The 12,767-nt window shown below is 59.0% G+C and carries 12 protein-coding genes and 1 pseudogene; 5 read left to right on the top strand and 8 right to left on the bottom strand.

What is annotated here, in order from left to right; genetic code table 11:
* Positions 1–308: 308 nt before the first annotated feature.
* Together Q4Q11_RS13455 and Q4Q11_RS13450 are read right to left on the bottom strand one after the other, a co-directional pair.
* Positions 309–1,181, bottom strand: coding sequence for an SDR family oxidoreductase (locus Q4Q11_RS13455; protein ID WP_498569777.1), 873 nt, complete (start codon positions 1,179–1,181; stop codon positions 309–311).
* 156 nt (positions 1,182–1,337) lie between these two features.
* A complete protein-coding gene (locus Q4Q11_RS13450) occupies positions 1,338–2,051 on the bottom strand; it encodes a dienelactone hydrolase family protein (RefSeq protein ID WP_498569805.1) in 714 nt (237 codons plus the stop codon).
* A 203-nt stretch (positions 2,052–2,254) separates the two neighbouring features.
* Here Q4Q11_RS13450 and Q4Q11_RS13445 point away from each other — a divergent pair, with 203 nt between their 5' ends.
* The 5 genes and pseudogenes from Q4Q11_RS13445 to Q4Q11_RS13425 all read left to right on the top strand — a co-directional run bounded on the left by Q4Q11_RS13445 (position 2,255) and on the right by Q4Q11_RS13425 (position 6,033).
* On the top strand, positions 2,255–2,986 hold the full coding sequence (locus Q4Q11_RS13445; protein WP_498569776.1) for a TetR/AcrR family transcriptional regulator: 732 nt from the start codon (positions 2,255–2,257) through the stop codon (positions 2,984–2,986).
* 182 nt (positions 2,987–3,168) lie between these two features.
* Positions 3,169–4,245 carry a flavin reductase gene (locus tag Q4Q11_RS13440; RefSeq protein WP_498569775.1) on the top strand — a complete coding sequence of 359 codons (1,077 nt, stop codon included), beginning with the start codon at positions 3,169–3,171 and terminating at the stop codon, positions 4,243–4,245.
* A gap of 238 nt (positions 4,246–4,483) precedes the next feature.
* A pseudogene (locus Q4Q11_RS13435) lies at positions 4,484–5,390 on the top strand (XdhC family protein).
* A complete protein-coding gene (locus Q4Q11_RS13430; protein WP_498569774.1) occupies positions 5,387–5,839 on the top strand; it encodes a nucleotidyltransferase family protein in 453 nt (150 codons plus the stop codon). Before Q4Q11_RS13435 ends, Q4Q11_RS13430 begins: the two are co-directional and overlap by 4 nt.
* A 44-nt stretch (positions 5,840–5,883) precedes the next feature.
* Positions 5,884–6,033 carry a hypothetical protein gene (locus Q4Q11_RS13425; RefSeq protein WP_498569773.1) on the top strand — a complete coding sequence of 50 codons (150 nt, stop codon included), beginning with the start codon at positions 5,884–5,886 and terminating at the stop codon, positions 6,031–6,033.
* A gap of 3 nt (positions 6,034–6,036) precedes the next feature.
* Here the strand turns inward: Q4Q11_RS13425 and Q4Q11_RS13420 are convergent, their stop codons facing one another.
* The 6 genes from Q4Q11_RS13420 to Q4Q11_RS13395 all read right to left on the bottom strand — a co-directional run bounded on the left by Q4Q11_RS13420 (position 6,037) and on the right by Q4Q11_RS13395 (position 12,761).
* Positions 6,037–6,651, bottom strand: coding sequence for a carboxymuconolactone decarboxylase family protein (locus tag Q4Q11_RS13420; RefSeq protein WP_498569772.1), 615 nt, complete (start codon positions 6,649–6,651; stop codon positions 6,037–6,039).
* Entirely contained in the window at positions 6,629–7,948 is a 1,320-nt protein-coding gene (locus Q4Q11_RS13415; RefSeq protein WP_498569771.1) for a M24 family metallopeptidase, read from the bottom strand. The genes Q4Q11_RS13420 and Q4Q11_RS13415 overlap by 23 nt, the downstream gene beginning before the upstream one ends.
* Before the next feature lie 64 nt (positions 7,949–8,012).
* Positions 8,013–10,286, bottom strand: a complete 2,274-nt coding sequence (locus Q4Q11_RS13410; RefSeq protein WP_498569770.1) for a xanthine dehydrogenase family protein molybdopterin-binding subunit — start codon at positions 10,284–10,286, stop codon at positions 8,013–8,015.
* Positions 10,283–11,323, bottom strand: a complete 1,041-nt coding sequence (locus tag Q4Q11_RS13405) for an FAD binding domain-containing protein (RefSeq protein WP_498569769.1) — start codon at positions 11,321–11,323, stop codon at positions 10,283–10,285. The genes Q4Q11_RS13410 and Q4Q11_RS13405 overlap by 4 nt, the downstream gene beginning before the upstream one ends.
* Positions 11,320–11,817 carry a (2Fe-2S)-binding protein gene (locus Q4Q11_RS13400; RefSeq protein WP_498569768.1) on the bottom strand — a complete coding sequence of 166 codons (498 nt, stop codon included), beginning with the start codon at positions 11,815–11,817 and terminating at the stop codon, positions 11,320–11,322. Before Q4Q11_RS13400 ends, Q4Q11_RS13405 begins: the two co-directional genes overlap by 4 nt.
* A gap of 68 nt (positions 11,818–11,885) precedes the next feature.
* On the bottom strand, positions 11,886–12,761 hold the full coding sequence (locus Q4Q11_RS13395) for a GMC family oxidoreductase (RefSeq protein ID WP_498569804.1): 876 nt from the start codon (positions 12,759–12,761) through the stop codon (positions 11,886–11,888).
* Positions 12,762–12,767: the final 6 nt, after the last annotated feature.

The following is a 12,767-nucleotide window of genomic DNA, read 5'->3' as shown; positions in this document are numbered from 1 at the left end:
CGGCAACGTTATGCCCTGGGAGTTCTACTGCTTCTTGAGGGCGGCTCTGTGACAGGAGGGTGGTTCGACATCGCCCCAGCTTCGCGACGAACGATTCGAGATGGGTGTTCGAAGCCACAAGCCCACCATATCCGCCCTTCTGGTATTTGTCCGCTCGCTCGCGATTGATCCCCTCCTCTCGCGACCGATGCGACGCGAGGGAGGGTTTGAAAGACACCCTCCCTATCAGATTGCGGCAATACGTGTCAGTCCAATGTCTACCCGCCCGATCTGCGGCACAGGCTCTCGTCGGCGAAACAGATATCAGACTATCCCATTCGATATGCCTCGAATTGACCGCGAATGAATTCCTCGAGGGACCTCGGTTTGCGCCCGAGAAGCCAGGTCAAAACGTTGGGGTTTCCGACAAAATCGTGATTTGAATAGTGGTCGCTAATGCTCTTCAGAACCCGGTCCTGATGAGCAAACCTGCTCCGGTCACCATCTCCGAACAGACCTTTGCGATAGTCTTCAGAGTTCACTTCCTCGACGCGGATCTCGCGTCCCACGACGTGGGAGATCACCGCACCGATCTCATGCGCCGTAAATCGCCCTTCGCCGCTCAATTCGTAGGTTGCACCATAATGGCGCTCGCCCTCGCCGAGCACGAGCGCCGCAACATCAACAATGTCGCGTAGATCGATCATCGACTGCCGCCGATCGAGCGACCAGAACAACCGGAACACGCCGTCTCTGAAGGCAGGCAGAAACCGCCACGGCACCATGTAGTTAGTCGGTTGGAGAACTGTGAATTCCAGTCCGGAAGACAACAGGTGTTCTTCTATGTCGCGCTTGATCTCATGCTGCACCAGGTCCGATATGATAGGGTGAAGAACCGAACTGAACACGAAATGTCGGACGCCAGCCTGGCGCGCGGCATCCACCATACGAAGCCCCATCTCGCGCTCGCGAGGATGAGCAGATGGCCCGATGTGATAGACCCGACTTACGCCTTCAACGGCTCGCTCCAGTATATCCGGTTCGGCAATGTCTCCGACGATTACGTCCTTCACACCCAAAGCGCGAATAGCGTCAGCGGAGCTTTCGGACCGGGTGCAGGCTCGCACATTGAAGCCATCCTTAAGGAGCCGCGGCAGCAGTAGTTTTCCTTGGTTGCCATTCGCGGCTGTTAACAACAACATCACTCTTCTCCTTGTCGATTGTGATGAAAGGTACTTGTTCAGGACCCGCTGAAGAATTGAACATTGTACGGGCGACCCGTACTTTTCTGCAGGTCGATGGGATCCGTTGAACGCGCTGTCTGGGCAACGCGCGATGTTAGGGTCGCAAAAAGAATCTCAAGTCCGGTTTGCGAACACATTGCCGATGACGTCGTCAATCATCTTGTAGGTCTGGCGTGCGGCGCCGGGGTCGTGAACGCCAATACCGGGAACGTTAATCCCCTCTTCGGCGAAAGCGTGGAGCAGCCCACCGAAGTTGAGCATTTGCCATTTGGCTTCCGCGGCGTCGAGCTCCGCCTCCAATGCATCGCGATCAGCCTTGGGTGCCACCGGATCTTTCGTCCCGTGTAATATAAACAAGGCGGCTTTGATGTCGCCTTTGCGCGCTGGCAACGCTCCTGCGAGATCCCCGTGGACGCAAACAACCGCGTCGATGTCGGCTCCGCTCCGCGCCAGTTCCAGTACATTGGCGCCACCAAAGCAAAAGCCAACCGCAGCCGCTTTCGAGGAATCTTCGACTCCACGCCTGGTGGCTTCGGGGACCAATGTGTCGAGGGCTGCATTTACCCGCTGTCTGCGTTCTGCCGGATCTGAGGCAATCTCCTCCACCCACGCTTTCGACGTAGGCGGTCCATCGCCGGTCTTGCCCAGGCCATACATGCAAACCACGAAAGCGATATAATCGTCGCGGCCATACGTGCCGCCCGGGCGATCGCAGACTCGGTCACTCCCAGCCAGCTTGGCATAACCAAAAGAAGCGGACGCGGCCGTTCGATCCACGAGCCCGCCACTGCCGACGACGCTGCCCACCGCATAGTCAATTCCCTCCACAACCAAAGCAACCGCCTCCCTCGATTCAACGGCCTCGTAAATTCTATAACGTGTACGATTTCATAACTTGTCAAGTTTTTGTTGGGCGCAGTACGAATGATTGTGCTACAGTTGCCTTCACCGCCGATGGCTCTAAAATGGCACTCCGGATCGTACTTGATGGCGTGATTCCGGGCCGCATAAGATGAAGGTTAGTAAAGTCCATGAAAGCTGTAAAACAGGCCCCTCGAGAGGAACCGGTAGACGACGACATCAACATTGAAGACAGCGATGGCCTCGATATTTATCGCCTTCGGGATTTGCTCGGGATCGATTCTGAACGGTTTGGCCTGCGAGAACAGAACAAGGTCGAAAAGCTGGAACGGATCTTTTTGGCGGCGCGCCGGCAGTTCGCGGACGTCGGCTACGATGCGACTACACTACGGGACGTCGCGAAAGAAGCACGGGTTGCGCTGGGGACACTCAGCTCATACGCGGAGACCAAGAGCGAACTGGTGCTGCTCGTGTTTAATGCAGGGATGCCATCGCTGATCGCCAAGTGCAGAGAGGAGGCAAAGAAGGAAGGCAATCTTCTCGATGCGCTGACCGGTTATTTCAGGCCAGCTTACACTGCCTATGCAAAGGAACCCGGCCTGTTCCGCGTGCTCCTTCGCGAAAACGTATTCCACACTAACTCACTCCACGCGCGGGAATTCCACCGCGTCCGCGGCGAAACCCTGAACGACGTCAAGGTAATGATTGTGCAGGCACGTGAAAGGGGAGAGATCAGGCCGTACATGGACGCGACGTTGAGCGCGCGTACTATTTTTCTCCTCATGTTTGCCGCAGTGCGGATCTGGATATCAACCGATCAGCCGGATGTCGAAGCCGGGCTTAGCGAGCTGAAGAGCATGATCGCGCTGCTCCTGGACGGAATGAGAGGCGCAACAGCTTAGCGCGACCGGCGCTGCCCGCCGCCGGTAGCGGAGGTGGCTTGACTAACAAAAAAACGGACGTATTATAGTTTTAGAACCGGTATTGGATATTGTCTCCGGTCACGGGCTTTTGCGGCAGGTGCTCCGAAACTCGCGAATTCGCAAGTCTCAGCCCTGGTACGCTTAACATGGGAGGAGAAACTATGATCCATGAAAAGATCACGCCGATCGATGTCGGAATGTTCCGCACTTTAATGCGACACGTCGCTTCGAGCGTTGGTGTCATAACTACGTCACACGAGCGACAATTACACGGTATGACGGCGACGGCCATCAGCAGCGTTTCGGCCAGCCCGCCGCGGATACTGATCGTGGTCAATCGCTCTACTCGTAGTCACTCGTTGATTTCCGGTAGCAGGAACTTCGTTGTCAACATCCTGGCTGACCATCAGAAGGATCTCGGAGAGCGCTTCTCCAGCAAATCTGAAAACCGGTTTGAAGATGTCGCCCACCATTTTGGATGGCGGGGTACGCCAATCCTTGACCAAGCTGCGGCGCATCTGGAATGCGAACTGGTGAGCGAAACAGATGTCGAAACACATACGATCTTCATCGGGGAGGTTGTGGGCGGCGGCGTCTCGGGAGCCAGTCCGCTTCTCTATCATGATGGCGCCTACAAGGGTCTGACGCCACGTGTCAGTTCCTATGAGGTTTCGCCGCTTTTCCTGGAGCGCTGGTCGCCCCGCGCTTTCTCGGAAGAGCCGATTGCGGACAATGAACTGATGACGATGTTCGAGGCGGCACGATGGGCCCCCTCCTCGCACAACGCGCAGCCATGGCGGTTCGTCTATTCAAGACGGGACGGGCCTGCCTGGGACGATTTTCTCGGGTGTCTCTTTGAGGTCAACCGCGACTGGGCATTTCGGGCAGCAGCGATGGTCGCTTTCATATCTAAGAAAACGCTGGAACGCGATGGCCAGACGGTGGAATCTCGATCCCACGTCTTTGATACAGGCGCAGCGTGGATGTCATTTGCCCAACAGGCAAGTCTTCTTGGATGGCACACCCATTGTATCGGCGGCTTCGACCGAGGGAAATTGGCGGAGGCCCTGAAAGTTCCTGACGGCCACACGATCAATGCCGTCGCAGCAGTCGGCAAGCTTGGCGATCCTTCGATACTCGTCCCTCAGCTTCGAAGCCAGGAAATTCCCAGTGAGCGACAGCCGATTGGAGATCTGGTCTTCCACGCATCGATGCAGGCTAGCGGCGGCGAAAGTTAGTAACATGGCCCCCGGCACTTTTCGGCAGAGGTCGCTCGCATTAGACACGGCGTGTAGAAGCCTGTCGATGCCGCTCATCCTGTAGCCACTCGCGCTGGAACCGGCAACAATGCGGCGTAGCGAAGTCAGCCATAAGGGCGGCGTTTCTGAAGATTTTGGGTTGGGGAAGCATCCAGCGTTCCGGCCCGGTTCTGCAGCCAAGTCGGACATCGAAACCGACGATCCGACGGGAAACGAGATGGACGAGGACACAAGTGACGTTTTCACGCCGGCACCTGTAAGGGCGTTGACCACCGACGATACAATCGAGATCTTGGGATTTGCCAGCGCCTGCTTGAAAGCGGGCAGCGACGTCGTTCTGGCGACACTCGTCGAGATCCACGGTGGGGCTTCGCGCGCGCTGGGATCGCATATGGTCGTGGCAGCGGACGGGGGGCTGTGTCGAAGCGGCAGTCGCTCGCGAAGCGCTTCTCGCCCTGGTAAAGGGCTGCGACAGGATCGTGACGTTTGGCGACGGCTCGCCGTTCTTCGACATCGTACTTCCTTGCGGCGGCGGTATCACCATCGCCCTCCATTTGCTGAAAGATGGCGGGCCGATCGAAGAAGTCCTCAGTCGTATCGATGAACGCCGGCCAGCGGGTCTTTTGCTATTGCCGTGAGCGTCACTTCAATTCATGGAGCCTCCGGAGCGGGCGGGCAGGCAGGGCGGAGATTTCCTGACGAACTACCCTCCGCGCACACGCATTGTTATCTCCGGCCATACGGTGGAGGCAAGTGCCGTTGCTTGCCTGGCCGCAGCCTCGCAATTTGACGTTCTTGTATACGAGAACAGCGAGTCCGGGCAAGATATCGTCCGGCAGATCGATACCGATACGGCAATCCTGTTCCTATACCATGAGCTCGACCGCGAGGAGTCGGTCCTGCGGAGGGTTCTGGGTTCGTCAGCTTTCTACGTGGGAGCGCTCGGAAGCACGCGCACGCATCGGAAACGGGTCGAGCGCCTGAAAGAACTCGGCTATAGCAAAAATGATATTGCTCGCATCAAGGCGCCGATCGGGACATTCGGACCGACGCGCGATGCGCATTCATTGGCCTTGTCTGTCATGGCCGATGTCGTGGCTTGCCGATTGGCGATATACGGTTGACCGAGGAAGAGCACGGATCACCTGCACGACCAGATCAGCTTTCCGTATCGATCGTTCTGCTTGCAGCAGGTCGATCAAGCCGCATAGGGGCGAGTAGCGCGCATAAGCTGCTCTCCACGTTCCAGGGCATGCCGCTCATCCCCCGCTCGACCCTGACATCGACCACGAGCGCGGCGCGGTCGGTGATCGTGGTCACCGGATACCGGCATTCGGACATTCAGCGGAGGATTGCGGATCTTCCCGTTAAGCTCGTCCACAACGCTTCATTCGCCTCGGGAATGGCGAGTTCATTGGCCCTTGGTGTTTCGGCTGCAGAGGCCGAAGAGCCTGACGGTGTCATGATCGTTCTTGCAGACATGCCGGCTCTGACCGTTCCGGACCTAGATTTACTCATTTCGATGTTTCGAGCAGATGGCGGAAGATCCTTTATTCGCGCCATGGGCCTGTGAATGCCCGGTAACCCCGTCGTGTTTCCCAAGGCGCTTTTGGTGAAGTGAAAGGCCTGACAGGTGACAAAGGCGCGCGTGCGCTGATCAGGGCTCTCGATCTGCCGGTCGTCGACGTGGAGATCGGCGACGGCGCTCTGATAGATGTCGACACGCCGGATGCCATCGAGGCCGCCGGCAGCGTGATCGTCTCATAGCCGCTATTCGAGCACGCCGGGTCCGTCCGGCACGATTTCGAGGGCGGTCGCAAAACGCGTATTTCCCACATACCAGGAAACCAGGGCCGCCAGATCGACGACGCCCCGCGTGCCAAAGATTTTCAGAGCGGTGTGGAACGTTTTTTCATCGACGCCGGTATTGGCCGACGTTTGATCCGCAAATCCGAGAGCCGCGCGCTCCTCGTCGGAATAGAGATCAGATTCGGTCCAGTTGCGGAGCGCTTCGATCTTGGCCATGGGTACGCCCATTTTCGTGGTCACGCCGACATGCACACTCCACTCATACGCGCCGCTATTCAATTGGCAGACGCGGAGCACCACCAACTGTCGGATCTGAGCGGCTATTGCCGACTCGCTTCGGAGCGCGGCAGCATAGGTCGCCATCGCGCGAAACATTCCGGGCGAATGGCAAAGGGTTTTGTGGATGTTCAGGATCTCGCCGCCACGGCCGTGGATCACGGCAAAGGCCGCGTCGACGCGCTCGTCGCTCCCGGCATAAAGTCCAAGCCTGGAAGGGTGCGTGTTAGTGTCCATTGTTTCTCCTCGTCTGTCGAACCCGTATTGCTGTTGGATGTTATGCAATTTGAGCCAGTTCAAGCGGCGTGTTCACGAGAAGCTCCGCCTCCTTGTCGCGCACAACCATGAAGTCGGCCAGCATGACCCCGACATCGACCTTCCAGTTGGCATCATGGAGGTTGATATTGTTGCCAAACGCCATGCCCTCTTGAAGTTCCATGTCCGAGACGTGCGCGCCGTTGACAGCGTTCACCCCGAATCCGCCAGGGTAAACGACGCTGGGATGCTCGGGCGAGGCAGTTCCCATTGCGTGGAAGCCAAGCTCGACCCAGTCCAGCCCGGCCCGTTCGGCCGGCTTGCGTATCATCGCTACGGCCTCACCAATCGTGCGGCCCGTTGTCAGGGCGGCTTTGCTCGCATGCAAACATTCGACGGCAACATCCCAAATGCGCAGCAATTCCTTCGGAGCCTGCTTGCCGAGATAAACGGTGTATTCGGTATGGCAGCGGTACCCGCCGTACTTCGTGTGAAGCTCCGAAATGATGATATCTCCTGTTTGCAGCGGTCGCATCGTGGGAGCGATCGGCTGGTCCGAGCCATGCAGCAGATGCCAGAGCTCTTCTTGCGGATGCTCGACCGGCCCGGCGGCCCAAAGATTGAAAATATTCGGTTCGGCCCCGTTTGCGATCTGCGCCTTTATCATCTCGGCGTAGACCACTGCCTCGGGCACGCCTGGCCGCGCGGTTTCAATCAACGCGTCGACAGCCTTGCGAGCGATGCGACCTGCGCCGCGAAGCATCTCGATCTCTTCTTCGCTTTTGACGACACGTAACTCCTCGATCAGCCAGCTCGCTTCCACAAAGGTGGCGCCTGGCAGGAGCGATTTCAGGGCCTCCACCTCTCTGTGAAGCAGGGTCGGCGTGCGCTGAATGGTGGAGGAGAACCCGACGATCCCAATACGCCCCCGCTCCAGTCCACGAGCCCGGATCTCCTCGGCAATCGCGCCTAAGCCCGCCCGGCCACGAACATCTCCAACCCAATCCTGCATGGATGCGAAGGCGTTAAATGGCCTGTTCATATGAATGATGCCGGTCCAGACCACAGGATCACCGGTTGCGGGAAACAGTGCGTCGCCGCCGAGCTGAGCGTCCAGCTGAAACATGTACCGGAGATTGGCCATCCCCATCCCGAAATAGATGTCGTTGCCAAGGAACACCAGGCCATCCAGTTCGGCAAACATCATTCGCCTTCTGGTCTTCGACCATCGCCGGTCGCGTTCGGCGATGGACAAGTGGGGAACGAATTTCTTGAGTTCATTGGTCGGCGCCGCGTTCGATGGAATGGGGCGCGCGGTCGGTTTGAAAGCTGGCATGGTCATGGACATTCTCATTCGTTGGTTAAAGTGCCGTCTGCCGAAGCGGTTCGCACACGCTATTGAAATCTCAGGCCTCTGTGCCTTGCGGAAACATGATATCTTCGATCCGGATGGGAAACCGGCGAACGCGGACACCTGTGGCGTGCCAGATCGCGTTGGCGATGGCACCCACCGTACCGGTGATACCAATCTCGCCTACGCCTTTCGTGCCCAGAGCATTCACGTACGGGTCGTGCTCTTCGACGATAATTGCCTCGAGTGAAGGCACGTCCGCGTTGACCGGAATTCGATATTCGGCGAGATCAGCGTTCATGACGAGACCGGTGCGTCGATCGATGACGGCCTCCTCATGCAATGCGAATGAAAGGCCCCAGATCATGCCACCGTAGTACTGGCTCCGTACCATTCGGGGATTAATCACGCGTCCTGCCGCGAAGGCCCCAACAAGCCGCGTGACACGGATCTGACCGAGGTCGGGATCAACCTTGACCTCTGCAAAAACTGCGCCATGCGAGTGCATCGAATACGACTGTGCGGCCGGGTTCGGGCCGCATTTACCGTTACCTTCAACCGCGCTGGTCCCCGCGCGCGCCAAAATTTCCGCGTAACTCTCACTTCGGCTTTCGTCGTCGCGCCGATACAGTCGGCCGCCGCGCGCGGCAAGGCCGGTGTTATCCGCCCCGAAGAGGGGCGAGTTCTGGTCCAGCGTCGCCAGAGCCGCCAATTTTGCGATGGCGTCTGCCCCAGCTGAGCTGATTGCTGAACCGGCGGTCGCAGTGTGAGCGGAGGCGCCCTCGATCCCGCCATCGGGGAGATCGGACGTACCGGCTCGGAACTCGATTTGTTCGACGTCAAGTCCAAGGCTGTCCGCGCCGATCTGGGCAAGCGCCGTCAAGGAGCCCTGCCCCATGTCCGCCGATCCGATTTCGATGATCCCTGTGCCGTCGCTTTGGAGTATTGCTCGCGCAGCCGCCTGGAACGTGATCGCCGGGAAAGTTGCCGTTCCCATTCCCCAGCCGACCAGGAAACCACTGCCGTCACGCATTTGTCTCGGTTCAAGGGGGCGCCTCGACCAACCGAAGCGCTCCGCCCCTTGAGCGTAGCATTCTCGCAATTCCTTGGAGGAGAAAGGCGCGTGATGTAATGGATCGATCTCTGAGTAGTTGCGAAGCCTGAAATCCAGAGGATCGATGCGCCGCGACCACGCCAATTCATCGATCGCAGATTCGAGCGCGGCCGAGCCGGGCGCTTCACCAGGAGCCCGCATGAAAATTGGCGTGCCCTGGTCTTGTCGCACCGCTCTGTGGGTAATGGAAATCGCAGGGGATGCATAAAGCACGTGCGAGGCATCCCCAGCGGGCTCTATGAATTCGTCAAACGAACTTGTCGCCGTGAGGGTGTCATGGCTCAGCGCAGTCAGTCTTCCTTGGCCGTCCATGCTAAGGCGTAACCGCTGACGCGTTGCCGCCCGGTGACCCACGGGGCCATACATCTGATCGCGGCGCAGGACCAGTTTGACGGGCCTGTTGACGAGACGCGCGGCGAGGATCCCGAGGACGGTGGGCCCGGTCAACATCCCCTTGCCACCAAAACCTCCGCCCACAAGCGGGCTGCGGATTGTGATGTTCTCCGCATGAAGGCCAAACATATAGGCGAGTTGTGAACGGGTGAATGCCGGGTTCTGGGTTGGCATGTCGATCAACAGCCTGTCGCCTTCCCAGACCGCCACCACCGCGTGCGGCTCCAGCGGATTGTGGTAATGGTCGGGGGTTTCGTACCTGATGTCGACATGAGTGGCCCCGGCGGCAAAGCCGGCCTCGATATCGCCCGTAACTTCTTCGGGTGGGCTCGCCACCCGGATGACTTTAGGCACAAAACTCTCGGCGTCGTCGAGATCGATCCGCGGCAGCTCGGCCTGGTAGCGCGGGGCAAGCAGCATCGCCCCTTCAGTCGCAGCCTCGAAGGACTCGCCAATGACCACCGCGACAGGTTGCCTTGCGTAGCGAACGACGTTGTTTTGAAGCACATCGAGGCGCATCATGAACGGGTTCGGCCTGAGATTGGGATCCGCCGCAAGCGGCGGCCGGTTCTCCGGCGTCATCACCTCCACGACGCCCGCATGCGCCTTCGCAGCCGCCAGCGACAGCGAGGTCACGAGACCGCGCGCGATCGTGCTCTCCACGATCACCGCATAGAGCATGCCTTCAGGATAACAATCCGCGGCATACCGGGCGGCGCCAGTGACCTTGAGCACGCCCTCCCGCCGTGTCAGCGGCTGGCCGGAGTTGGAGCCGTGGCGAATATGAGGAGTCGAGCCGACAAATCCGTATTCATGCGTCATTGGTGCACTCCCGGAGTGGTTGAGAACGGCGATGAGGGAAGTGGTGGAAGCCTTTGCGGGCCTCCGCTTGCGGCGGACAACAGGACGCGCAGGACGACGCGCCTCGAAAGTTCAATCTTGAACGCGTTGTCGCGACTGGGCCGCGCGTCAGCCAACGCGACCTCCGCGGCACGACGAAACGCAGCTTCGCTGGGCACCGCTCCTTTGAGAACGTCCTCGGCGGAACGTGCGCGCCACGGCTTGGGTGCGACCCCACCAAGAGCAATGCGGGCTTCCGCGATCTTGCCATCTTCGATGTCGAGGCAGGCTACGGCAGACACCAATGCGAAAGCATATGAGGTGCGTTCACGGAGCTTCAGATAGGAGGCGTTTGCTGAAAATGCCCCCGCTCGCGCAGGAAGGATGACAGCGGTGATAAGGTCGCCCGGTTGAAGCACCGTTGCTATTTCGGGAGAGTCCTCTGGCAAATGATAGAAGCTCTCGAGCGACACTTCGCGTCTGCCAGTCTGCCCCTCAACTTCGACCAGTGCGTCCAGCGCCACAAGCGGAACACAGAAATCGGAGGGGTGAACTGCGCTGCAGGCCTTGCTCCAGCCCAGGATAGCACTGTATCTGCCGTCGTCCTCGGCCGCGTCGATAGCCGGGGCATCGGAAACGCTTGCAAGTGCCGCATGGAAGACATTCCGCGAGCGCTGCATGATGTTGCCGCCGACCGTCGCCGCATTGCGCAATTGCGCCGAGGCGCCGGACAGCAGCGCCTCAGCCACCGACGGATACCTTCGAACGAAATCCTGGTCGTGCGCCAGCGTCGCATTCCGCACAAGCGCACCTATCCTTAATGCGCCCTCGGCGCAGCGTTCGATGTGGTCGAGGTCCGGAAGGCGCGTCACATCGACCACCCGTGTCGGCCGGTCAATTCCTGCCTTCATCAGATCAAGCAGGTTCGTTCCTCCGGCGAGATACGCGGAGCCGGGTTCAGATCCCGCGGCAACCGCCTCCGAAACAGAATTGGGGCGCAGATATTCAAACCGGTTCATGCCGCACTCCTGCGGTCTGTGCCGGAGAGGCTATTCTGAGCCTCCTGTATCGCTTGTGTGATGCCGAGATAGGCTCCGCATCTACAGAGATTTCCGCTCATGCATTCGCGAATCCGTTCGGGGTCGTCGCCAGCCTGTCCCTCATTTATCAGGCCAATAGCACTCATGATCTGGCCAGGCGTGCAGAACCCGCATTGCAGACCGTCATGCGCAATAAAAGCTTCTTGAACGGGGTGAAGCTGGCCGTCGCTGGCAACGCCCTCGATCGTGAGAACTTCGGTGTTGTCCATAGCCACCGCCAGCGCCAGGCACGAGTTGATGCGGCGTCCGTTGACCAGAACCGTGCAGGCCCCGCATTGGCCGCGATCACAACCCTTCTTTGCACCTGTCAGGTGCAGATGGTTGCGCAACAAATCGAGAAGCGTCACACGCGGATCCTCGATGTCAACTAGTCGCCGCTCACCATTCACAGTGAGATTGATGGAATATGCCATTCGTCTACTCCTTCGAATGAAGCTGAAGATTGTTCGCTGCGGGGCGCCCGGTCATGGCCTGTCCACGTCTAACCGGCTCTTTCGAGAAGCTCGGCGAGACGTTCGCCGATGAAGACGCATGTGGCCATCGTCGCGCATGCAGGGATTCGTGGCATGATCGAACTGTCGGCAATGCGAAGTTTGCCGACGCCGTTGACGCGCAACTCCGCATCGACGACCGCGCCGGGGTCGGCGCCCATTCGGCAGGTCCCGCTCGGATGACTGTAGGTCGTCACACCATCGCGCGCGAAATTTGCGAGCTCTTCGCCTTTGAGCTCCTTGCCCGGGGCGATCTCCCGCACGGCAAATGGCTTCATCGCTTCCGAATTGCCGATCTGACGGCACAACGCAATGCTCCGTTCAAGCGCTGCGAGGTCGTCGGGATGGGAGAGGTAATTTGCCTCGATAACGGGGCGATCTTTGGGATTGTTGGTCTTCAACAGGACGCGACCGCGGCTTTTCGGCACCATAAGGCCGGCGCATAGCGCCCAGCTTTTCTGTGTCGGGCCAAAGGCTTTGCCAATCGCTGCGCTCGCATAGGGCAGTTCGACCTGCACAAGACTGATGTCAGGTCTGTCGAGCGTGGGGTCGCTTTTGAGGTAGCCGAGAACCTCCGCACCGCTGTTTCGATGTTCGATCTGCTGCGGTGCTTCCCAGAGGCAGGACCCATGCAGAATATGGTCCTGGAGGTTCATCCCGACCTCAGGCGAGTGGACGGCCGGCTCAATTCCGACAGACTTCAGATGATCCTGATCGCCTATGCCGCTGAGCATGAGCAACTGCGGTGTACTGAAGGCGCCGCCGCACAATATGACCTCGCGGTCTGCCGCGACTGTCCGCCGCTGACCCTCATGCGTGAATTCGACCCCGGTGGCGATGTCTTTATCGAGGGCAATTCGATCCACATGAGC

This window comes from Rhizobium sp. UFLA01-1127, assembly GCF_059803845.1.
The sequence above is the reverse complement of the archived record's forward strand: the minus strand, read 5'-3'. Positions and strand labels throughout refer to the sequence as shown.

Coding starts and splice junctions, on each gene's coding strand:
- Q4Q11_RS13455 (WP_498569777.1), bottom strand. CDS start 1,181: ATGTTGTTGTTAACAGCCGCGAATGGCAACCAAGGAAAACTACTGCTG.
- Q4Q11_RS13445 (WP_498569776.1), top strand. CDS start 2,255: ATGAAAGCTGTAAAACAGGCCCCTCGAGAGGAACCGGTAGACGACGAC.
- Q4Q11_RS13440 (WP_498569775.1), top strand. CDS start 3,169: ATGATCCATGAAAAGATCACGCCGATCGATGTCGGAATGTTCCGCACT.
- Q4Q11_RS13415 (WP_498569771.1), bottom strand. CDS start 7,948: ATGACCATGCCAGCTTTCAAACCGACCGCGCGCCCCATTCCATCGAAC.
- Q4Q11_RS13410 (WP_498569770.1), bottom strand. CDS start 10,286: ATGACGCATGAATACGGATTTGTCGGCTCGACTCCTCATATTCGCCAC.
- Q4Q11_RS13405 (WP_498569769.1), bottom strand. CDS start 11,323: ATGAACCGGTTTGAATATCTGCGCCCCAATTCTGTTTCGGAGGCGGTT.
- Q4Q11_RS13400 (WP_498569768.1), bottom strand. CDS start 11,817: ATGGCATATTCCATCAATCTCACTGTGAATGGTGAGCGGCGACTAGTT.